Source organism: Ruegeria sp. AH7 (assembly GCF_056541325.1).
In genome coordinates this window covers 1-21,684 of record NZ_JBQFYF010000005.1, presented here as the reverse complement: position 1 = coordinate 21,684, position 21,684 = coordinate 1, and the positions used below count along the sequence as shown (strand labels likewise).

Sequence of the window (21,684 nt, the reverse complement as noted above, 5' to 3'; positions counted from 1 at the left end):
GTGTTTTACGAGGATACCTGTTCACGAAGGACCGACGCGGTAAGCGAGATCATCAGGTAGATACCAGCAAACAACAGGAAAGCCAAAATCGTATTTTCGAACTTGCGCGGATAGCTGGGATCTTGGCTTGGCACAGGATTGACCGAGACGGTCAGATACCGCACCTGCCGGTTGGCCTCGGTTCGTGTGGTTTCCATGTACTGCATCGCGGTTTGCAGCAACATATCCCGTGCGACCAAATCAGCCTGTGCCATTTGAATCCGAACGCTCAGGCGGGCCAGCGAGTTTTCGCCTGCCGAGACATCCAGCATCTCGGCATTCAGCTCGTCCAGCACGTTTTCCAGTCGGGTAATATCTGCGTTCACCCCGTCGACCTTGGCCTGGTTGGGGCGCAGATTGTCCAGCAAGGCAGCCAGCTCAAGGCGTTTGTCTTGCAGCAAAATCTCGATCTCGTTAATCCGACCACGCAGACCTGCAAGAACGTTTTCGGGGTCAAGAACCGCGCCTTGAAGCTGTAGTTCGATCAGGTCTTCCTGGGCTTGTCTGCGCGCCTCTTGCGCTGCTTCGAAACTTTCAAGCGCATCCCGCATTTGGTCATCGCGCTTTTCACCAGACAGCGTGTTCACGCGGCTTTCTGCGTAGGAAATCAGGCGCTCAGAAAACTCGGTCGAGGTTTGCGGGTCCGGGGCGATGATTTCCATCCGGATGATTCCGTCGGTAGGATCGTATCCGATCGTTACGATGCGCTTATAAAGCTTATATGCCTCTTCAAGTGTTGCGTCTGGAGCCAGACGTTGGACCGGATCAATCCAATCCTGCTTGAACACCTCAGCGAACCCCGCGTCCCGGTCCAGCAGCAGCAGTGCTTCTTTTGATTCCAGAAAATCCTGCACCGAAACCGAATCCTGGGCCGTGGCAAACTGTGTGCCCGACAGTAAGCCGCCTACAGAGCCACCCGCAGCATCCGCTTGCAGGATTGAGAAGGAGGAGTTGCTGGCATACATCGGCGTCGCGATGCGATAGAAATAGAACCCCACCACAAAGGTCGGCAGCAGAACAAACGCGGCCAATCTGGCGAATAGGGTGAACAGTTTGATGCGCCGCCTGCGCGCGATCTCTTTCTGAATTTGCCCGATTTCCAGATTGCGCCGTTCGGCCGGGCTCATTTCAGGGCCCGGAACGCCATACTGTTTTTCCTGCGTGGTTTGAGGCAGCTGAACCCGGACTTTGTCTTTGGGTTTGCCGGGATTTGCGTCCGCGCCCGGCTCTTTTGCAGCGGCAAGTTCTAGCAGATTTGTTCGCTCGAACGGATCAATGCCCTTTTTGCGCAGCAGGCGCACGGCGTCATAGTCCGAGGACGCGGCAAGCCCGTGCTTTTGGGCAAGACGTCGTGCGATGCGTAATTGGCGTCCGGTCAAACCTTCGCGCTTTATGTCGTCCAGTTCTGTTCCGGGCTGGGTTTGATTGGCGGCGGCGGGGCTTTGCGTGGCGTTGCGGATGCGCGCAATAGCATCCGCGCGCGCCTCGGCCGAGGCATCGACCTGCCGCTTGCGGCCCAGATTGTACTTTCTAACCTTGGGTTTCGTAGTCATATAGCTGTTTTGCCTCTTCCAAGGTTTCAAACATGTAAAGCTGCCCGTCCAACAGAACCGCCGCCTGTTGGGCAAACTTCTCTAGTGTTTCGGGGCTGTGCGATACAATCACCAAGGTCGTCGTGCGCAGACGCTCCTGCAGGATGTCCCCAGCTTTTTTGTTGAACTCAACATCCGTAGAAGAGGGCATCCCCTCATCAATCAGATACATGTCAAAATCCAGCGCCAGCAGCAGCGAAAAGGTGAATCGCGCCCGCATCCCCGAGGAATAGGTCGCAAGTGGCTGGTTGAAATATTCACCCAAACCGCAAAGCCAACTGCAATAGGCCTCAACATAATCGGGATCCATGCCGTATATTTTGGCGATGTAGCGCGCATTTTCCAGCGCCGACATTTTGCTGGACACACCGCCAGTAAATCCCATCGGAAACGACACTTTGCAATCACGGCGAATGACCCCTTCATCCGGCTTTTCCAGCCCCGCCATCATATTGATAAGAGTGGTTTTTCCGGTTCCATTGGGGGCGAGAACGCCAAGCGATTTGCCCAGCTCAACCCGGAATGAGACCTGATCCAGGATCACCTTTCGGCTGCTCCCGGTCCAGAAGGATTTGCTGACATTCTCGAACTCAAGCATCTGCTCTCTGCTGCTCAATCCAGTATTGTGTCGCTCTTATCACATGGCGATGAGGTGCATTTCCTATCGGTCCATGTTGGCTACATTATGTCGAATTATGAAACAAATCATCAATATCCGCCAGCGGTTGGAAGGAACAGGTAACATTCCATGGTCAATCTGATCGATGAGATTCAAGCTTGCCGCCTTTGCGCTGATCAATTCGCGCAAACTGAGACGGCCCATTCGCCGCGCCCTGTCGTTTGGTTTAAGCCGGACACACCTATCCTGATTGCTGGGCAGGCGCCGGGCGCGCGCGTACATGAGTCAGGCCGCCCCTTCACGGATCCCTCCGGGGATCGATTGCGCTCTTGGTTGGGCATTGATGATTCCGTCTTCTATGACCGGGACAAACTGTCCATCGTGCCCATGGCCTTTTGTTTTCCGGGATATGACGCCAAGGGCGCGGACTTGCCGCCTCCTGCGATTTGCCGAAAGACATGGCATGACCGCGTGGTTGAGGCGCTTGGTAAGGTTCCGCTAACGGTTCTTGTAGGTGGTCATGCGCATAAGTACCACCTTGGTGCGCGTGGTTCGGTCACAGATACGGTCAAAGACTGGAAGTCTCACGCACCACATGTCTTCCCCTTGCCTCATCCGTCCTGGCGCAATACGGCATGGTTAAAGAAAAACCCGTGGTTCGAAGCCGAGCTGCTGCCAGTTTTGCGGGCCAGAGTGCAAGAGGTACTGGATGACTGAAACAACGGCCTTGGATACGGCCCACGCCGCGATGCACGCCGCCCCGAACGATGACAAAGCTCGGTTGAAGTTCTTCGAGCGTTTAGCAGATAGTGAACTGTTCCTGATGCTGACCGAAGAGGTCCAGGGCGACAACATCTCGCCCGAGGTGTTCGACGTGGCGGACGGGCAGTTTGTGTTGGCGTTTGATCGCGAAGACAGGCTGGCGCAGTTCGCGGACCGCCCGGTGCCTTACGTTGCGTTGTCCGGTCGGGTGCTGTCATCGTTGCTTGCGGGGCAGGGGATCGGCCTGGGTCTGAACCTGGAGGTGGCCCCGTCTTCGATGTTGATCCCGGCCGAGGCGCTGGGCTGGTTGGCGACGACCTTGCAGCACGGCCCGGAAGAAGTGCAGGAAAGGATCGCTGAGTTTCTGCCACCGAAAGGGCTGCCCGACAACCTGCTGACTGCACTTGATACAAAACTCGCAACCGCCGGTGGGCTGGCCCAATCGGCCTATTTGGTCGCGACGAAATCAGCACACGGTGCATCAGGACATCTGCTGGGGTTTGTAGGTGCGATTGAAGGGGCCGAGGCGGCTCTAGCCAAAGCCGCATCCGAGGCGTTGACCTTTTCAGGTGTCGAAGCGGGTGCGATGGATGTTGGGTTCTTCGCGATGGATGATGTCGCGGCTGGGCTGCTGGCGAAAACAGGCTTACGGTTCGACCTGCCACAGCTGGAAAAACCGGATACTATACGCCCAGCTCCGGGGAGTGATCCTGAAAAGCCACCGATCCTGAAGTGACGACCTACCCTTTACGCGGCGCCAAAGCGACACCGCGGAAGGATATGATCTGTCTTATTCGGATGCTGTTTCCAGCTTGTCCTGCGTGCGCGTTTCGAAATCGCTGGCCTCGTGGCGTTCGTGCAATTGTGTGTGCGGCTCGCCGAACGGGCGGTTGACCATGCGACCCCGTTGAACCGCCGGACGCGCATCAATCGCTTTGGCCCAACGCATGACGTTTTTGTAGGATTCGACATCCAGAAACTCTGCAGCGTCATAGAGGCGGCCCAGAACCAGTTGCCCATACCAGGGCCAGATGGCCATGTCTGCAATGGTGTAGTCTTCGCCCGCGATATAGGTTTTCTCGGCGAGCTCTCGGTCCAGAACGTCCAACTGGCGCTTGGTTTCCATTGCGAAACGGTCGATCGGGTATTCCCATTTTTCAGGTGCATAAGCATAGAAATGGCCAAAACCGCCGCCTAGATACGGTGCACTGCCCATTTGCCAGAAGACCCAGTTCATCACCTCGGTCCGTTCTGGGCCGGACTTGGGCAGGAAGGCGTCGAATTTCTCGGCCAGATGAAACAGGATCGAGGCGCTTTCGAAAACGCGGAGCGGTTGGTCGCCGGATCGATCCCAAAGCGCAGGGATTTTCGAGTTTGGGTTGGCCCCAACAAAGCCCGAGCTGAACTGATCACCTTCTCCTATGTTGATCAACCAGGCATTATATTCGGCACCTTCGTGACCCAGGGCCAACAGCTCTTCCAGCATCACGGTAACTTTGACGCCATTGGGCGTGGCCAGCGAATACAGCTGCAAAGGATGGCGTCCAACGGGAAGATCCTTGTCATGGGTCGCGCCCGCGATAGGCCGGTTGATGTTAGCAAATCGCCCGCCGCTTTCGCTGTCCCATGTCCAGACCTTGGGGGGAGTGTATGTGGATTGATCGCTCATCTAGTGCCTTTCTTACCAAATCCGGGTGCCCGCGCGCCCGATCCTCCTACAGCTAATGTTGCAATCTTCCGAGTCCAACCCCGCCTATCGGTGCTTCCTGTAATATTCCCCGGCGAACATCTCACGATTTCTCGTTCTGGGTCACAGCGGCGCGAGCAGGGCTACGACGGGAAACAAATTCGCTTATTGTTAGCGCAGTCCCGCCAACACGGCGCCCTTGGGCACATGACCTAGAAAAGGAATGACCATATGAAACGCTTTGCTTTGACTTTCGCTGCGGCCATGACACTGGCTGTTCCGGCCTTCGCCGGCCCGCAATATGTTGACGGCACCGGATTTGCCGTCTCGGGCTATGACGTGGTTGCCTATCGCAACCTGGATCAGGTTCCTGTTGGCCAAAGTCAGCCCTCGGGCGTTCGTGGAAATGCGGATATCACCGCTGAATACAACGGTGCGACCTGGGCGTTTTCGACCGAAGAAAACCGCGACAAGTTTCTGGAAAACCCGGCCTACTATGCGCCCCAGTACGATGGCCACTGCGCTTATGGTGTCTCAAAAGGTGGCAAGGTTCCGGCGAACCCGAACCTGTGGCGCATCGTTGATGACAAACTGTATCTGAACATCACGGATGTCGTGGTTGGCTTCTGGGAAGAAGATGTGCCGGGCAATATCAATCTGGCCGAAGGCAACTGGCCGGGCATTGAAACCGGTGATGCGTCGACCAGTGTTATCCCCAAATTCACCTCGGAAGGCCCGGTTAGCAACTAACCGACCACTCACGAAACAAGGCCCGGCTTACCCCCATAAGCCGGGCCTTATGCTGATCAGCTGGCGAGCCAATACTCGTTCCGGATCGCCTGATCAGCTTCGAACCGAATACGCACGCTTTTCGCGCCGGGGAATTTGCTTTCGCAGATCGTATCCGGAATGACGACCTCACCAGCGCCCTGGTCGTTTGACTGAAAGCTCAGAACCTCGGTTTCGCTGTTTCTCGACGAGCTTAGAACCGAGGTCGGCAGAGCAATACGATTTGCGCCTTCACACACCGGCGTTGGCACAAAATAAGTTAGATCGCGCCCATAGCATCCAACTGCGTCAGGAACGTGATCCGATTCCGCTAGCGTGGCCGCGTCAGGGTCAGTGGCACTATGCGATTCCGCACTTGGCAAGGCACGGCCCGGGTCCAGCATGGCTACACAATTGGCGATATCTTCGGGTTCCAGCTCGATAATGCGCCGCCGCAGACGTGGTCGCCGCGGTTGGCTGGGCCCGTTATTGGCCCCTTTGGCGGTCAAGCCTTCTTTGCGCAGATAATCATAGGCCGCTTTGGCCCGTGCGAAGTTTGCAGAATCCCCACCCGTGTGATCGGGATGGGCGTGAAAGGCGATACGTCGCCACGCATCCCGGATATCATCCGGAGCGGCATTTGGGTCCAACCCGAGGTCCGCCAATGCGTCGGTGCGTGCCTTAACTTTGTCAACAGTCTCCATACTCAATACACTCTTTACAAACACATGATCCGAGTTTCGGCATCGTCACATTTTTGTCAATTTTTACAGAGTATTGGGGTGGTTAGGGATGACAATGTGCGCATGGTTTGCGGATTGTTTTTGAATTCAATGCTCACCTTGGGCAGAACCACAATGCGGCAACAACTGAGCCTTGTAATATGGAAAGCCCAGACCGCGATGCAGTCCGGGCAGAAATCCAAAAGAAACGGTTTTGTTAGGCGACGTTCTGAAGTTCGGTTTTCGGGGTGATCCCCAATGCAAAGCATACATCGCGGGTCAGTTCCGGACGGTTCAGAGTATAGAAATGCAACTTATCCACACCGCCTTCGATCAGGTCAGAACACAGCTCGGTGCAAAGAGCGGTGGCCAATAGATCCTCGCGGTCGTCGCGCACGGCTTTCTCAAATGCCTGATCGATCCAATCCGGGATATGGGCTCCGCAACGCTGGGCAAAGCTGCGCGCGCCTTTCCAGTTTTCGATTGGCAGAATGCCCGGCACGATGGGCTTGTCGATCCCGGACTTCACGCAGGCATCGCGGAAGCGGAAAAAGGTTTCTGCTTCGAAAAAGAACTGGGTCAAAGCCTCATCCGCGCCTGCATCCAGCTTTGCCTTTAACCAGTCTACATCTGCCTGCATATCGCGGGCTTCAGGGTGTTTGTCGGGATAGGCACCAACGCGGATGCTGAACATCTCGGTCTCGGCCAGCGCTTCGATCAGTTCGACGGAATGGGCAAAGCCCTCGGAATGAGCGACGAACGTGTTCTGCCCTTTTGGTGGATCACCGCGCAAGGCCACAATGTTCTCGACGCCCGCTCGGGCGAACCTGTCTGCGATCTCCAGCGTTTCCTGACGCGACGCATCAACGCAAGTCAGATGCGCCGCAACCGGCAAGCCAGACGACTTGTGTAACGTCGCAACCGCATCCCGTGTTAGCTCTCGTGTGGTGCCACCAGCGCCATAAGTAACCGAGACAAAGCGGGGCTCTAAAGGGGCCAGAGTCTGCACCGTGTCCCAAAGGCGGAATGACGCCTCAAGTGTTTTGGGCGGAAAGAACTCAAATGAAATTTCAGGTCTGGTCATCACGGCCTCGCAGGATCAATTGAGCCTCTTGTGCCATGTGAAGCGATGTGAGACAAACTCATATTCTTCAAGAACAACATGAGTTGTGCGACATATGCATATCGAGTTCCGGCACCTGCGGACCATCAAAGCCATCCATGAATGCGGCGGTCTGGCACGTGCGGCCGACCAGCTGAACATCACTCAATCCGCACTGAGCCATCAGATCAAAGGGTTGGAGGATCAGGCCGGGGTTGAATTGTTCCTGCGCCGGTCGAAGCCGATGAAACTGTCTGCTGCCGGTCTGCGCCTGTTGCGGTTGGCCGAACAGATCCTGCCGCAGGTCGAAGCCGCGCAGCAAGAATTCACGTCGCTGCGCGATGGGCGCACGGGCCGCATGCATATCGCAATCGAATGCCATGCCTGTTTCGAATGGCTGTTTCCGGTGCTGGAATCGTTTCGGAAATCCTGGGGCGATGTTGATGTGGACATTCGCCCCGGTCTGGCCTTTGACGCCTTGCCCGCTTTGCAGAAGGAAGAGGTTGATCTGGTCGTCTCTTCCGACCCCGAAGATCTGCCGGGTGTCGAATTTGTCGAACTCTTTGATTACAATGCTGTATTTGTCGCCGCCTCGTCGCATCCGCTGGCCGAGAAGGACTATATCGAGGCTGAGGATTTTCGGGGTCAGACCCTGATTACTTATCCGGTTGAGCGCACACGTCTGGATGTTTTCAGCCAATTGTTGATCCCGGCGCGGGTTGAACCCGCCGCCATCCGACAGGTTGAACTGACCGCTGTCATCCTGCTGCTAGTCGCCTCGAACCGGGGGATTTCAGTCCTGCCGGATTGGGTCGTGCGCGAGGTCAAATACAACTCAGATTACGTTGCCCGGCCATTGACGAAAGAAGGGATCACCCGCCGTCTGTATGCCGCTGTCCGCTCGGAAGACCTGGAAAAACCCTTCGTGCAAGAGTTGGTCAAATTGGCGCGCGACGAGGCGCGCAAGCTGCAGGCTCAGTAGCGGCGTTTTGCACGGGGCTGCTATGCGATCATTCCTCTTGGCAAGGGCGCATTGCATCAGTATACGCGCGGTTTGACCGGACAGGAGCCTTTTCAAAATGGTTGGCAGTGCAAATCTCAACATCATGATCAAAGCCGCGCGCAAAGCGGGGCGGTCTCTGGTCAAGGATTTTCGTGAAGTCGAGAACCTGCAGGTGTCGATGAAAGGCGCAGGCGATTTTGTGTCCAAGGCCGATATCGCCGCCGAAGCCATCCTGAAAGAGGAACTGCTGGGCGCGCGTCCGACCTATGGCTGGCTGGCCGAAGAGGGCGGTGCGATTGACGGCGAGGACCCGACCCGCCGCTGGATCGTCGATCCGCTGGACGGCACCACCAACTTCCTGCACGGTTTGCCGCATTGGGCGGTGTCCATCGCACTGGAACACAAAGGTAAGATCGTTGCAGGAGTGATCTATGACGCCGCCAAGGACGAGATGTTCTTTGCCGAAAAAGGCGAGGGCGCCTGGATGAACGACATGCGGATTCGCGTCTCTGGTCGTCATCGCATGATTGAATCGATCTTCTCAACGGGTCTGCCCTTCGGTGGCCGGTCCGATCTGCCAGCGACCCTGCAAGACCTTGCGCGTCTGATGCCTGCCTGCGCCGGTGTGCGCCGCTGGGGCGCTGCTGCGCTCGATATGGCTTATGTGGCCGCCGGCCGCTACGAAGGCTTCTGGGAGCGCCGCCTGAATGCTTGGGATCTGGCCGCAGGCATCATCATCGTGAAAGAGGCCGGTGGCTTTGTGCAGCCCCTCAATCCCGAAGGCAGCGTTCTGGACGATGGCGAAGTGATCTGCGCCAACGAGCCCATTTTTGACAGCTTTGCCAAGGTGATCCGGGGCTAAACGCCTTTACCTGCGGGGCACGCGCGGGATGCGGGATTGCGACAGTTTGTATTTTGCCTCGGGATGAGGCGGATGGCCATGCGTGCGATCCCAATATGCCGCGCCACCGCGTTTCAACCACAGTGGAATGCACAGGATCAGCCCGACAAAGAACCCCCCGGTATGGGCCCAATAGGCAACGCCGCCTTCGTCAGGATTGCTGTTCAAGCTGCCCACAAACTGCATTCCCAACCAGACACCCAGCATCACAAAGGCCGGGATCGAAAACACACGGAAATACACGATCAGGATCAGCAGGATGTCGACGCGGGCCTTTGGGAACAGCAGAAGATAGCCACCCATTACCCCGGCAATTGCGCCAGACGCGCCGATCGTTGGCACCACCGAGTCTGGCGCGGTGATGACATGGATCAACCCGGCGCCGACTCCGGCCACAAGGTAGAACAGGAGGAAGGGCAGATGACCCATCTCATCTTCCAGATTGTCGCCGAAAATCCATAAAAACAGCATGTTGCCTGCCAGGTGCATCCAACCGCCATGCAGGAACATGGAGGTCACGAAGGTTTCGAACGCATAGCCATCCGTGATCCGCGCGGGAATGATCGCGTAGTCGTAGTACAACCGGTTGATCAGCGGCGCGTCATTCATGATCCCCACATAGCTGACAAAGATCAGGATATTGGCGGCCATGAGTGCGTAGACGACATAGGGTGTACGCCCCGAGGGGTTATGATCGCGGATCGGAAACATGGCGCGACGCTGGGCTTTTCCAAGCGCGGCGTCAAGAACAGCTTATGCCGCACCGGGTCATTTCCCTGCAACTTGACAGAACGCGGAACAGGGTCATCCTTGCGGTATGACACATATGCTTCACGGTCTGATCATTAGCGTGGCTCTGACCACATCCGCAGCCGCGCAAACCTGCCCGGATGCTCCGGACCATACGCAGGGAGTGAGCGATCTGATTTCACAGCTTCAACAAGCCGAGTCTGAGGTTGTGGCGCGCACGTATTCCAACCAGATGTGGGAGCTTTGGACAGACGCGCCAGACGCAAAGTCACAGACCCTGCTGGATCGTGGTATGGCACGGCGCGAGACATGGGATCTGGTCGGCGCTTTGGAGGAGCTTAATCAGCTGGTAGAATACTGCCCGGAATTTGCCGAAGGCTACAACCAGCGGGCCTTTGTGAACTACCTCAGGCAGGATTTCGGATCGGCCTTACAAGACCTTGATGTGGCCATTGAATTGTCGCCAAACCATGTTGCTGCAATCAGTGGGCGGGCGTTGTCGTTAATGGGCCTGAAACGGCTGGATGAGGCCAGGGCCACACTGAAACAAGCGCTCGAGCTTAATCCATGGCTGTCAGAACGCGCCTTGTTGCAGCCGGGTGGTTTGCTGGTCCCTCCGGGACAGGACATCTGAACTATCGGGGACGCCCGCCGACGGCCAAGGTAATATCTCGTGCGGCTTCGGCAACCAGTCTGCCAAGGTTCTCAAATGTATCAGGGTTGAAGCGGGCCGTCGGACCAGAGACTGAAATCCCGGCGCAGGGACTGTTCTGTTCGTTGAAAATCACCGCGCCGATGCAGGACATCCCAACATAGCGTTCTTCTATGTCATAAGACCACCCACGTTGCCGGGTGGTTTCAAGATCAGCCATCAGTGCCTTGGGATCACTCAGTGTTCGGTCGGTAAATGCCTCGGGTTCACTCGCGGCCAATACCCTTGAAACGGCCTCGGGCTCCATCGCTGACAGGATGGCCTTACCGATGCCCGAGGCGTACATCGGCGACCGTGCACCGGGCGGAAAGAACGCGCGGATCGGATTTTTGGTTTCGATCTGGCCTACAAATACAACGTCACTCGCATCGGGTACTGCCAGATTCGCCGTTTCTCCGGTATCGTTCATCAGCCGGTGCATGATGGGTTGCGACACCTCGATCACGCTGTTGCGCTTGAGGAACGAGGCACCGGCGCGATAGGCCTCGATCCCGATCATCCATTCCTGGCGGATTTCGTCGAACCTGACAAAGCTGTGCTTGGCGAGTGTGGTCAGGATGCGGTGTGTGGTTGCGGTGGGTATTCCCGTTTCGCGGCTGAGATCGCTGAGGGTGCTGCGTTCAAGCCGTGCAAGGGTGCTGAGCGCTTCCAGAGCGCGATCGAGGGATTGCAGCGTCCCAGCGGAACTTTCCTTGAACAACGATTTGGGCCTGCCGCGCGGTCGTTTCTGAATGTCCAAATTCGGGTCCTCCTGCGTCTTGCGAGAACGGTACGTGGAATTCAGGATTTTTCATATGGCGAAAAATATTTTTAGTAGCTCCGTTGATGTGCGATCAAATGGAACTTAGGCCCTGACACGGCGCCCCAATCCAACATTTTTTAAGTTTTTTGTTTCCCTACGGGAAACCCCCAATATCGCGTCAGTTTGGGATGCTGTATCAGGGTGAAGTCTGTCAGGTCCTTCGCGACCAAATAGTTTTTCCCCGATGAGGGGCTGGCCTATACCCCCTTCTGGCCGGCCCCTCACTTAGTTTGGGGTCACTTCACCTCAAGCAGTTGGGTGACCCGCGATGGCAACTCTGCTGCGTGATCATAGGCCGCTGTGTGTGGGATGTTGACAACGGGTGTTTTTCGATAGCCCTGCGTGAACAATAGAAACGGTACGTCAGCACGGACCGCTGTTTCTGCATCAACCTCGCTGTCGCCGACAAACAAGCGCGGCCCTGCGCTGTCTAAGGCGTCGAAGCTGGCCAGCAGATGCCGAGGATCCGGTTTGCGCATAGCCATGCTGTCTCCACCCAGAACCACACCGAAGAAACGCGACAGACCCAGCGCATCTAGAATGTGGCGTGCAGGGGCATCGGGTTTGTTCGTACACACCCCAAAGGAATGGCCCTTGGCCTGCAACTTTTCCAACGCACCAGGGATGCCCGGATAAGGAACTGTCGTGCTGCTGGCGGCGGCGTCGTAATGGGCGCGCATGCGTTTGGTCAATTCGGTGTGTCGTTCCGCAGGAAGTCCCACATGCCGGATCATTCGTTCTACCAGTTTAGGCAACCCATTGCCTACGAAAGAGGCAATGACCTCTTTCGGTAGTGGCGGAAAATCGATGTCTTCCAGCGTTCGGTTGGCCGCTGCTGCGATATCTCCAAGGCTGTCGACAAGCGTTCCATCAAGGTCGAAAATGATTGCCGCTGCCATAGATCACATTCCTTCTTTGCCGTTAGATTTGCTGTCTAGCGCGCCGGATCTTGGGCGGTAAACCGTCAATCTTTGGTAACGATAGATTGGACGCTTGACATATCTTACTAAATTAATCAGGTTAAGAGCCATGACAGTGAGCCAACCCGGTTTCGGGTCAGCCAGAACTTGAGAAACGCGAACAGATCAGGCGTTTGCCTTGACCCTTCTGGAGTTGACCGATGAATGTGCAGAACCCGAATCCCAGCCAGTCTTATTCAATGTCCATCTTGCCATCCTACAAAGCCGATGATCTGACCAAAGGCGGCAATCTTGCGCATATCGAGCTGGGGGATCAACTGTATACGCTGCGGATTACCCGCGCAGGTAAGCTGATCCTCACGAAATGAGCAGCGCATCACCCCGTGGCGGTGCAGCCGTTGGCAGGCTATCCGACCTGAGCCCAATAGAAGCAGGCGCGGTGATGTATTTGCGGCTGTGGGGTGATGGTCCCGCAGGCCGTGCAGACGCCGCAAGCGACTTTGATATCGCGCTGGGCGTGGATCACGGACAGGCCGCGATGCTGACGCTGGACCGGTTATGCTCGCTTTGCGCCACTCACGGTCGCCGCCAGTTGGTACGGCATGGCCTTGGATGCGCGTGCCTTGGTGCCGATGAGAACTGTTTCGCGCAGATGATCGGGGCGGCGGCTGATGGTGCACGCGAGGATGCCATGATGATGGCGTCTTTGATCGTGCGTCCGGATTTTGCCCCGGCCTTGGCGTCATTGTCCGAGGATTTGGGGTTTGCCCTGCGCCGGATGACGAAATCTGTACCGCCGCCAAGCACCGGTCATCAGACACCGTCAACTGTTTTGCACTAGTCCCCTAACAACACCCGCATCCGGCGTGATGGTGATCATGATCGCACGCCGGTTCAGGAGTATAATCTCCTACCTCTGATAACACATCCCGCAGAGCCCATAGGATCATATCCACATCTTCGGCCTCGATTGTCAGGGGTGGGCGAATTTTCAGGATGTTGTCCTTGGGCCCCTCGCTGCCGATCAGGATGCGGTGATCGCGCATTCGGTTTTTGACATATTGGCAGATCTCTGTGCTTTCCGAGCCATCAGGGTTGATCAGCTCAACCCCCAGGAACAGCCCCATCCCGCGTACATCCCCGACGCATGTGAAATCAGATTCGATCTGTTTCAGCCCTTCGATCAACCGTGCGCCCATGTCCCGTGCGTTGCCCTGAAGGCCTTCGTCATCGACGATATCCAACACCTCTTTGCCGATCCGGCAGGAAAGGGTCGAGCCGCCGAAGGTTGAAAAGAACTCGATCCCGTTATCGAAGCTTCGGGTGATTTCCTTGGTGGTGACCACAATGCCAAGGGGGTGGCCGTTGCCAATGGGTTTGCCTAACACGACGATATCGGGCAAAGCCCCCTGATGTTCGAAGCCGAAGTAGTATTCCCCCAAACGGCCAAGTCCCGTTTGTACTTCATCAGCGATACAAACGCCCCCGGCTGCCCGGATTTTCTCGTAAACCGCAGGCAGATATCCTTTCGGAGGGATGATTTGCCCCCCAACCGATGGAAAGGTTTCAGCGATAAAGCCGGCTATCCCATGGCCTCTGTCACGCAGTGCTGCAATGGCAGGGTCCACAAGCGCGGCGAATTTAGCGGAGCGGTCGGGGTCGTCGCGTTTGAAAGATCCGCGAAAGTCGTCAGCTACCTCAACCAGTTCGACCCAATCGGCCTGCCCAACACCGCCGGGTTTGTTGAACTTATAGGCTGAAATTGCAACGGCAGTGTTGGTGTTGCCGTGATACCCATGATCCGGTGTTACGATCCCTTTGGCGCCGGTATGGGCACGGGCCAGTCGCAGGGCAAGCTCATTGGCTTCGGTGCCGGAATTGACGAAGAAACAGACCTGCAAATGATCGGGCAGTTTGGGCAATATCTTATCTGCAAACGCCGTTTGTGCCGGGTGCAGATAGCGCGTGTTTGAATTCATCCGCTTCAGCTGATCCGCAGCAACGGCCTGTATCCGAGGATGTGCATGCCCCACATGTGGGACGTTGTTGTACGCGTCCAGATAGGGGCGGCCCCATTCATCGAACAAATGATGTTTCCAGCCCCGCACTAGCATGACCGGGTCATCGTAAGTCAGGCTGAGGTTGCCGCCGAAATGATCATGTCGACCCTTCAAAACAGTGGTTTTGTCGGTAGGCTGATAGAAAACCTTTTCGTCTGGCAGGTTCAGCAGCGCGGCAGGATTTGGGCAGAGCTTGTGCCATAGGAACATTTCGTCGGGATCACCAACGCCGGGCCAGTCGCTCTCCATCCCATCCGTGGTCAGTGCCAGCTGGAAATGGACATGCGGGGCCCATCCGCCATTCTGGCTGGCATCCCCAAGCTGGGCAAAAGCCGCCCCTTGCGCCACCGGGTCGCCGGGTTGCAGCCGCTCACAAACCTCAGGGTCCAGATGACCGTAGAGCGTGTAAAACGGATCGCCCTCGGGTGTTTCATGACGCAGGATTACAATGCCGCCATAGTCCAGATGCATGTTGCGGTTCTCTGCGACCTCAACCCGCCCGCTCAGTGGCGTATGCAGTGCAGTACCGGCCGGGGCGAACACATCCACGGCCAGATGCACAGTCCGCCGGTCCGAGGCTTTCCAAGGACCCTTGCGAAACCCTGGCTCTGCATAGATCAGACGCGGTTCGTTGTAGTAGCCCAGCCAGAGCCCTTCCCCGAACTCCTCTCCCACGCGAGCGGCTTCTTCCAGCGGCATGTGGAACGGGTTCTGCGGCCAGACCGAGTTTTCAACAGATAGGGACCCCATAGGGGCATTGCTCAGGTCTTCCCCGAACATCGGTGCGAACCCACCGCGATTATCGGCGAGGAAGGCGCGAACACGATCAGCTCCATCAGTCACGGGCAGGCCGCAGGCTGCGCGTAGGCGCGCAGACATCAGGCCGCCGTTGACAGATACGTTCTCCAGGAACCGCCATGCGGGTGCTTGCGAGACTGTGACATAAGGGTCGTCCGGGTTCTCGGCGGCCATCAGGGTCGAGTTCACTACCGAAACCGCTAGACGCATGCGCAGCAGCGGCCAGACCAGATCGATCTCTTGCGCGCTCAGTTGGTTTGCTGCGTGATAGCCGCGCACCAAGGCGGTCAGCGCGCGTTCGGGTTTGGGATGATCCAGAACAATGTAAGCTGCCGCGATCGCGAGATCGCAAATCCGAGGGGACGCACACATATCCCCCAGATCAATCAGGCCCGAAACCTTATGACGTTGCCCAAAATCGCCATCGACCAGAATATTGTAGTCATTTGCGTCATTGTGAATGGCCTGCTTTGGCAAGCGGAGAAGCTGATCAGAAAGCGCCCTGAATCCCTGTGTTATCTCGGCGAGCAACCTACGCCGATCTGGGTCTGAAACAGCATCCAGATGCGCTTCAATCCAACCCGCTTGCATGAGGTCCCATTTGAAATTTGGCCGCTCCAAGGTGGCATGGGTGAAACCCTCCAGCGCACGATCCGTCGCGCCCAGAACGCGCCCCAGTTTTAAGATCAGCTCCTCGCTCTTGGGCGCGGTCTTGGCGTAGCATTGACCGGGCAAGCGCTCCAGCAACCAAACAAGCCGGGGGGTTCTTGCTTCGTCCTGAACTTCGGGCAAAAGGTGCCCATTCAGATCGGCAAAAACCTTTGGAAAGGGCAGCCCTGGCGCAGCGGAGGCAATATGCGCCAATGCCTTGATTTGCAGATCCACAAGGCCGGTTTCACATCCTGCACGCATGACCTTGAGCACATAATCCTGCCCGTTCTTGGCCTCGACCAGAAAGTTCAGATCATACTCGCCATCCAAGCGCGTCAAACGCGCCTCAAGCCCCCATTGCGCGCGCAACGCTGTTGTCCAGAAAGCAGCTGTATCGCTCATACCTTATCCTTCTGACCGAAGGATCCATCCTTCATCTGGTCAAAAATATCTTCGGGGGGAGGCACGCCTAAAGGCGCGGTGGGGGGCAGACAGCCCCCTTCGACGTCAATCCAAAGCGCGCAAACGTTTGAACAGAGAAGACGTATCCCACCGACCGCCGCCCAGTTTTTGCACATCCTTGTAGAACTGATCCACCAGCGCTGTGACGGGCAGTGAGGCCCCGGTTTCATTGGCGGTATCCAGGCAGATTCCCAGATCTTTACGCATCCAATCCACGGCGAATCCGTGGTCAAAATGATCGTCCAGCATGGTTTCATATCGGTTGGCCATTTGCCAGCTGCCCGCTGCGCCTTGGCTGATAACCTCGACTACCGAACGGCCGTCCAGCCCGGCCTTTTCGGCAAAATGCAGCGCTTCGCTGAGGCCCTGAACCAGACCGGCGATGGCGATCTGATTACACATCTTGGTCATCTGTCCTGCACCACTGTCACCGATCCGACGGCAGATTTTCGAATAGACTTGCATGATGGGCTCGGCAGCCTCGTAAGCGGCCTGATCACCGCCACACATGATCGACAAAACGCCATTCTCGGCACCAGCCTGACCGCCCGAGATTGGAGCATCTACAAAAGCGATACCCTTGCTTTGGCCCGCTGCATACAGCTCGCGGGTCACCTTGGCGGAAACCGTGGTGTGATCGACAAACGTCGTGCCTGAGGCCATACCGTGAAAGGCGCCATCATTGCCTGTGCAGACCATGCGCAGGTCATCATCATTGCCGACACAGGCCATGACAAACTCGGCCCCATGCGTGGCAGCTTGCGGAGTGGTCGCCATTGACCCACCATGTTGGTCCACCCAGGTTTGGGCCTTTGTAGCGGTGCGATTGTAGACGGTTACGTCATGACCGGCAGCCTGCAAATGCCCCGCCATGGGGTAACCCATGACGCCAAGGCCTAGAAAAGCGACTTTTGCCATTTTGAATAACCTCTCTGATATCGGGCCTTGAGGCCGGCGACGTTCCGCAGGCAAGACCGGTTGGGCAGAGACAAAGCAAAGCTGCGCCCAAAGGGCAACCCCGCGTCAGGACTTGCCGCCAAGATCCTGCAAGATCGGACAATCGGGCCGATCATCCCCAGCACATGCATCGATCAGATGACCAAGCGTATCCCGCATGGCTTTCAAATCCGCGATTTTCGCATCGATCTGCGCAAGATGATCTCGGGCGACGTGTTTTACATCTGCGCTCGCACGGGTCTCATCCTCATACAAGGCAAGCAGGGTCCGGCAATCCTCAATCGTGAAACCCAATGCGCGGGCGCGTCCGAGGAAATTCAGCTTATGCAAATCCTGCGCGCGAAAAACACGATAGCCATTGTTGTCGCGCAGCGGTTTGATCAGATCGATCTCTTCATAATACCGGATGGTCTTCGCGGGCAAACCTGTGCGGGTGGCGACATCTCCAATATTCATGCGGTTGCCTCTTTCGATGTGCTGGTCCTGACTTGGGGTAAATCAGCCCTGACCCGGCGCAGGCGCAGGGCATTGGAAACGACAAAAACGCTCGACAGGGCCATGGCCCCGGCGGCCAATGCCGGTGACAATAGAGACCCGCCAAAGGGATAGAGGACACCTGCAGCGACAGGGATCAGTAGAATGTTATACCCGAATGCCCAGCCCAGATTCTGGCGTATATTGCGTAATGTCTGGCGGCTGATTTCAACAGCGTTCGCAACTCCGCGCAGATCGCCAGACATCAGGACCACATCAGCGGTTTCGATTGCCACATCCGTGCCAGTGCCAATCGCCACTCCGATGTCCGCGGCTGCGAGGGCGGGGGCATCGTTGATACCGTCGCCGACAAAAGCCACCGTGCCAAACTTGTCACGCAACTCTTCAATTGCATCCCGCTTTCCGTCGGGAAGAACCTCCGCCGTGACGTGATCAATGCCCAAACGATCCGCCAGTGCCTGAGCCGTACGTGCGTTGTCGCCAGTCACCATAGCCAAGGCCACACCTGTTTCGCGTAAGCGCGCCAGCGCCTCGGGCGTGCCGGGTTTGATTGGGTCCGAGACATAGATCGCTGCCGCCAACTGCCCGTCGACGGCTATGTACAACGGTGTTGCGCCTTCGGAGGCACGGTTATCGGCCTCTGGTTGTAGGTCACTTACCGAAATCCCAAGCTGATCCATGAGCGATTGGGAGCCAATTGAAACGGATTGACCTTCGACCTGCCCGTGCAGGCCAAGGCCGGTGAGCGACTGAATCTCTGAGGCCTCGGGTAACTTGGCGGGGCCAGCGCGGGTGATTGCAGTTGCAATGGGGTGCTCAGACCGCGCCTCCAAAGCCGCGGCAATCCGCAGAACATCAGACGAGGCAAATCCATTGACTGGGGTCACGCTGTCCAGTTCGGGACGTCCAAGGGTCAGCGTCCCGGTTTTGTCCAAAGCAATCACCTTTGCCTGCTGCAACTGCTGCAAGGCGTCGCCTTTCCGGAACAGCACGCCCAGTTCAGCCGCGCGGCCGGTTCCCACCATGATCGAGGTGGGCGTGGCCAGACCCATCGCACACGGGCAGGCAATTATCAGGACTGAAACCCCCGCGACCAAGGCATACGACAGGGCAGGTGCCGGACCCAGTAACAGCCATGCGACAACGGCAACAACCGCAACGACCATGACTGCAGGAACAAACCGATAGGTGATTTGGTCGACCAAACCCTGAATTGGCAGTTTGGCTCCTTGCGCCTGTTCTACCATTCGAATGACATGCGCCAATACGGTGTCAGCCCCCACATGTGTGGACTCGACTCTCAATGCTCCGGTTCCGTTGACGGTTCCGCCAACAACAGGATCACCGGCAGTTTTGCCCACAGGGGTGGGTTCGCCCGTGATCATGCTTTCGTCGACATAGGTGCTGCCTTCCAGTATCTGCCCGTCGACCGGAATGCGCTCTCCGGGACGGATATGCAGGATATCACCGGCGGCTATCTCAGCAATTGGGAGGTCTTGGGTCTCGCCCTCGACCTCAACCCGAGCGGTTTTGGGCTGCAACCCGACCAGCCTGCGAATTGCCGCGCCAGTTTTGCCTTTTGCCCGCGCCTCGAGCCAGCGACCCAGAAGTATCAAAACCACGATCACGGCGGCAGACTCGAAATAGATATTGGCTGACCCCTGAGGCAACAGCCCAGGCGCAAAAACGGCCGTGACCGAATACAGATAGGCAGCACCCGTTCCCAACGCGACCAAGGCATTCATGTCTGGCGCGCCGCGCAGCAGCGCTGGAATACCCTTTTGATAGAATATGCGCCCCGGTCCGATCAGCAGGGCAGAGGTTAGTGCAAACTGAATTAGCTGGCTGGTCTGTACCCCGATTGTTCCGTGAACCCAATGATGAAAGGCGGGGACCAAGTGACCACCCATTTCAAGGATAAACACCGGTAGGGCTAGGACTGCCGCAAGAAGCGTCGCACGGCGCAGGTCGGTCGCCTCAGTCGTGTTCGAACTGATATTCGCCTCTGACGAGTTCGCCTGTGTGGGATAGCCTATATCGGTAACGATCCCTGCAAGAATGGCGGGCGTAGTGCTTCCCTCGGCATAGGTTACATGCGCTGTCTGGGTGGCCAGATTGACATCGGCGCGGACAACGCCCGACGCTTTGGCCAGCGACCGTTCGATCTTAGAAACGCATGACGCGCAGTTCATGCCGTCAATCTTTAGAACGCTGTCTGCGAGGACGGCAGGATACCCGGCCTGTTCCAATGCGTCATTCAATACAGACATAGCTGTATTGCCGGTCACCTGCGCTGACTGTGTCGCGAAATTGACCGTGGCGGTTTCGACACCTTCGCTGCCGGATAACGCGGCTTCGACCCGCGCAACGCAGGAGGCGCAGTTCATTCCAGCTATTTTGATCTTTATCTGTTGAGCGTCCGCCATCCGACTCATCCCGATCCTTTGCTGATGCCTAGATGAGGGTTCCAGTGACGGGAAGGTCAAGGGGTGCGTGGTATTTCTTTGTAAACACGACGCGTTCCCGCTTGGTTTCTGCAAGAACGCAACGTTGAAACCGCCAGAAACGCCGCGTCACATGGATTGGCGAGACGCACGCAGACCTGTAGCCTTTGGATAACCACTTATCGGAGAGCTCAAGATGTTGCTTTTTTCCTCATCCGCCGCCTGGGTCACTGACGAACACCGCATGTTTGCCGATATGGCAGGCCGTTTCATGGACGATGAACTTGTTCCCAATATTGAGACCTGGGTCGACAATGGCGTGGTAGATCGCGCGTTCTGGCACAAAGCAGGGCAAGCGGGCCTGATGGCTGGCGCAATCCCCGAGGAATATGGTGGCGTTGGCGGTGGCATGGGGTTTGATGCCGTTACCATCTACGAACAAACCGCAAGGGGTGATGCGGGTTGGGGCTATGGCATCCAATCCATTGTGACGCACTACATCACGGCTTATGGCAGCGAAGACCAGAAACAGAAGTGGCTGCCCAAGTTGGCATCAGGTGAGATGGTTGGGGCTTTGGCTATGACAGAACCCAGCACCGGATCTGATGTTCAGGCCGTGCGGACCTTGGCCGAAAAGGACGGCAATTCCTACAAGCTCAATGGCTCAAAAATCTTTATCACCAATGGTCAGTCGGCGGATCTGGTGATCGTCGCGGCGAAGACGGATAAATCTCTGGGTGCCAAAGGTGTTTCTCTGATCGCGGTTGAGACCGAAGGGACCGAGGGGTTCCGCCGCGGTCGGAACCTCAAGAAACTTGGCATGAAGGGCAACGATACCGCCGAGCTTTTCTTCGAAGACGTCAAGGTGCCAATGACCAATCTGCTGGGTGCGGAAGAAGGTCAGGGGTTCTATCAGCTGATGAAGCAGTTGCCGTGGGAGCGGTTGACGATTGGTTTGATGGCCTTGGGTGCGATCGACTTCGCCATAGCCGAAACGGTGAAATATGTGCAAGAGCGCAAGGCCTTTGGGCAGCGCGTCATGGATTTCCAGAACACACGCTTCAAGCTGGCAGAGTGTAAGACCAAAGCCGAAGTGCTGCGCAGTTTCGTAAACGACTGCATCGCCAAGCTGGAAGCCGGTGAATTAGACGCTGCCACTGCTTCGATGGTCAAATATTGGGGCTCTGAAGTGCAGAACGAGATCATGCACGAATGCCTGCAGTTGTTTGGCGGCTATGGCTTCATGATGGAGTACCCGATTGCGCGTCTCTATGCCGATGCGCGTGTGCAAATGATCTATGGCGGCACCAATGAGGTCATGAAGGAGCTCATTGCACGGTCTTTGGATGTGTAGGGAAGGCTCCCGCCCATCTTCGCCGTTTCTGGCGAAACGACTGTGATGGTTGGGCCGGGCCGGCGCGGGCAATGCCCGCGCCGG

General features: G+C 56.9%; 21 protein-coding genes. 9 read left to right on the top strand and 12 right to left on the bottom strand.

Annotation, left to right across the window (positions count from 1 at the left end):
• Positions 1–5 precede the first annotated feature (5 nt).
• Positions 6–1,592: a KpsE/RkpR family capsule polysaccharide export protein gene (locus tag ACR0JX_RS12585; RefSeq protein ID WP_480544157.1), complete on the bottom strand. Its 1,587-nt coding sequence runs from the start codon at positions 1,590–1,592 to the stop codon at positions 6–8.
• Positions 1,570–2,229 carry an ABC transporter ATP-binding protein gene (locus tag ACR0JX_RS12580; protein WP_480544156.1) on the bottom strand — a complete coding sequence of 220 codons (660 nt, stop codon included), beginning with the start codon at positions 2,227–2,229 and terminating at the stop codon, positions 1,570–1,572. The genes ACR0JX_RS12585 and ACR0JX_RS12580 overlap by 23 nt, the downstream gene beginning before the upstream one ends.
• A gap of 150 nt (positions 2,230–2,379) precedes the next feature.
• On the opposite strand from ACR0JX_RS12580, the gene ACR0JX_RS12575 reads away from it, so the two are divergent.
• Together ACR0JX_RS12575 and ACR0JX_RS12570 are read left to right on the top strand one after the other, a co-directional pair.
• Complete coding sequence (locus ACR0JX_RS12575) at positions 2,380–2,967, top strand: uracil-DNA glycosylase family protein (RefSeq protein WP_480544154.1); 588 nt, start codon at positions 2,380–2,382, stop codon at positions 2,965–2,967.
• Positions 2,960–3,748, top strand: coding sequence for an SseB family protein (locus ACR0JX_RS12570; RefSeq protein ID WP_480544152.1), 789 nt, complete (start codon positions 2,960–2,962; stop codon positions 3,746–3,748). Before ACR0JX_RS12575 ends, ACR0JX_RS12570 begins: the two co-directional genes overlap by 8 nt.
• Before the next feature lie 54 nt (positions 3,749–3,802).
• Here ACR0JX_RS12570 and yghU read toward each other — a convergent pair whose 3' ends face one another.
• On the bottom strand, positions 3,803–4,681 hold the full coding sequence (gene yghU / locus ACR0JX_RS12565; RefSeq protein ID WP_480544150.1) for a glutathione-dependent disulfide-bond oxidoreductase: 879 nt from the start codon (positions 4,679–4,681) through the stop codon (positions 3,803–3,805).
• 249 nt (positions 4,682–4,930) lie between these two features.
• Here yghU and ACR0JX_RS12560 point away from each other — a divergent pair, with 249 nt between their 5' ends.
• Positions 4,931–5,449: a YHS domain-containing (seleno)protein gene (locus ACR0JX_RS12560; RefSeq protein ID WP_170536350.1), complete on the top strand. Its 519-nt coding sequence runs from the start codon at positions 4,931–4,933 to the stop codon at positions 5,447–5,449.
• Between the two features lie 56 nt (positions 5,450–5,505).
• Here the strand turns inward: ACR0JX_RS12560 and ACR0JX_RS12555 are convergent, their stop codons facing one another.
• A complete protein-coding gene (locus tag ACR0JX_RS12555; protein WP_480544148.1) occupies positions 5,506–6,171 on the bottom strand; it encodes a J domain-containing protein in 666 nt (221 codons plus the stop codon).
• Positions 6,172–6,406: 235 nt separating this feature from the next.
• The gene (gene metF / locus ACR0JX_RS12550; RefSeq protein WP_480544146.1) at positions 6,407–7,273 is read right to left on the bottom strand and encodes a methylenetetrahydrofolate reductase [NAD(P)H]; all 867 of its coding nucleotides are present in this window, start codon (positions 7,271–7,273) and stop codon (positions 6,407–6,409) included.
• A gap of 94 nt (positions 7,274–7,367) precedes the next feature.
• Between metF and ACR0JX_RS12545 the strand changes: the two genes are divergently transcribed.
• The gene (locus ACR0JX_RS12545; RefSeq protein ID WP_480544144.1) at positions 7,368–8,273 is read left to right on the top strand and encodes a LysR family transcriptional regulator; all 906 of its coding nucleotides are present in this window, start codon (positions 7,368–7,370) and stop codon (positions 8,271–8,273) included.
• Between the two features lie 97 nt (positions 8,274–8,370).
• Positions 8,371–9,156: an inositol monophosphatase family protein gene (locus ACR0JX_RS12540; protein ID WP_480544142.1), complete on the top strand. Its 786-nt coding sequence runs from the start codon at positions 8,371–8,373 to the stop codon at positions 9,154–9,156.
• A 6-nt stretch (positions 9,157–9,162) separates the two neighbouring features.
• Here the strand turns inward: ACR0JX_RS12540 and ACR0JX_RS12535 are convergent, their stop codons facing one another.
• Positions 9,163–9,906 carry a rhomboid family intramembrane serine protease gene (locus ACR0JX_RS12535; RefSeq protein ID WP_480544141.1) on the bottom strand — a complete coding sequence of 248 codons (744 nt, stop codon included), beginning with the start codon at positions 9,904–9,906 and terminating at the stop codon, positions 9,163–9,165.
• A 106-nt stretch (positions 9,907–10,012) separates the two neighbouring features.
• Between ACR0JX_RS12535 and ACR0JX_RS12530 the strand changes: the two genes are divergently transcribed.
• Positions 10,013–10,579 carry a tetratricopeptide repeat protein gene (locus ACR0JX_RS12530; protein ID WP_480544140.1) on the top strand — a complete coding sequence of 189 codons (567 nt, stop codon included), beginning with the start codon at positions 10,013–10,015 and terminating at the stop codon, positions 10,577–10,579.
• Position 10,580: 1 nt separating this feature from the next.
• Here the strand turns inward: ACR0JX_RS12530 and ACR0JX_RS12525 are convergent, their stop codons facing one another.
• Both ACR0JX_RS12525 and gph read right to left on the bottom strand, forming a co-directional pair.
• Positions 10,581–11,396 (bottom strand): IclR family transcriptional regulator, encoded by an 816-nt coding sequence (locus ACR0JX_RS12525; RefSeq protein WP_480544138.1) that lies wholly within the window; start codon positions 11,394–11,396, stop codon positions 10,581–10,583.
• A 299-nt stretch (positions 11,397–11,695) separates the two neighbouring features.
• Positions 11,696–12,358 carry a phosphoglycolate phosphatase gene (gene gph, locus ACR0JX_RS12520; protein WP_480544137.1) on the bottom strand — a complete coding sequence of 221 codons (663 nt, stop codon included), beginning with the start codon at positions 12,356–12,358 and terminating at the stop codon, positions 11,696–11,698.
• 221 nt (positions 12,359–12,579) lie between these two features.
• On the opposite strand from gph, the gene hemP reads away from it, so the two are divergent.
• The gene (gene hemP / locus ACR0JX_RS12515) at positions 12,580–12,747 is read left to right on the top strand and encodes a hemin uptake protein HemP (RefSeq protein ID WP_170536364.1); all 168 of its coding nucleotides are present in this window, start codon (positions 12,580–12,582) and stop codon (positions 12,745–12,747) included.
• Positions 12,744–13,220, top strand: a complete 477-nt coding sequence (locus ACR0JX_RS12510; RefSeq protein WP_480544136.1) for a hypothetical protein — start codon at positions 12,744–12,746, stop codon at positions 13,218–13,220. The genes hemP and ACR0JX_RS12510 overlap by 4 nt, the downstream gene beginning before the upstream one ends.
• A gap of 4 nt (positions 13,221–13,224) precedes the next feature.
• Here ACR0JX_RS12510 and ACR0JX_RS12505 read toward each other — a convergent pair whose 3' ends face one another.
• The 4 genes from ACR0JX_RS12505 to ACR0JX_RS12490 form a co-directional block, all read right to left on the bottom strand.
• On the bottom strand, positions 13,225–16,290 hold the full coding sequence (locus ACR0JX_RS12505; protein WP_480544134.1) for an aminotransferase class III-fold pyridoxal phosphate-dependent enzyme: 3,066 nt from the start codon (positions 16,288–16,290) through the stop codon (positions 13,225–13,227).
• A 105-nt stretch (positions 16,291–16,395) separates the two neighbouring features.
• Positions 16,396–17,268, bottom strand: a complete 873-nt coding sequence (locus tag ACR0JX_RS12500) for an NAD(P)-dependent oxidoreductase (protein WP_480544133.1) — start codon at positions 17,266–17,268, stop codon at positions 16,396–16,398.
• A 105-nt stretch (positions 17,269–17,373) separates the two neighbouring features.
• Complete coding sequence (gene cueR / locus ACR0JX_RS12495; protein WP_480544132.1) at positions 17,374–17,763, bottom strand: Cu(I)-responsive transcriptional regulator; 390 nt, start codon at positions 17,761–17,763, stop codon at positions 17,374–17,376.
• Positions 17,760–20,228 (bottom strand): heavy metal translocating P-type ATPase, encoded by a 2,469-nt coding sequence (locus ACR0JX_RS12490; protein WP_480544131.1) that lies wholly within the window; start codon positions 20,226–20,228, stop codon positions 17,760–17,762. The genes cueR and ACR0JX_RS12490 overlap by 4 nt, the downstream gene beginning before the upstream one ends.
• A 214-nt stretch (positions 20,229–20,442) precedes the next feature.
• Between ACR0JX_RS12490 and ACR0JX_RS12485 the strand changes: the two genes are divergently transcribed.
• Complete coding sequence (locus tag ACR0JX_RS12485) at positions 20,443–21,600, top strand: acyl-CoA dehydrogenase family protein (protein WP_480544129.1); 1,158 nt, start codon at positions 20,443–20,445, stop codon at positions 21,598–21,600.
• Positions 21,601–21,684: the final 84 nt, after the last annotated feature.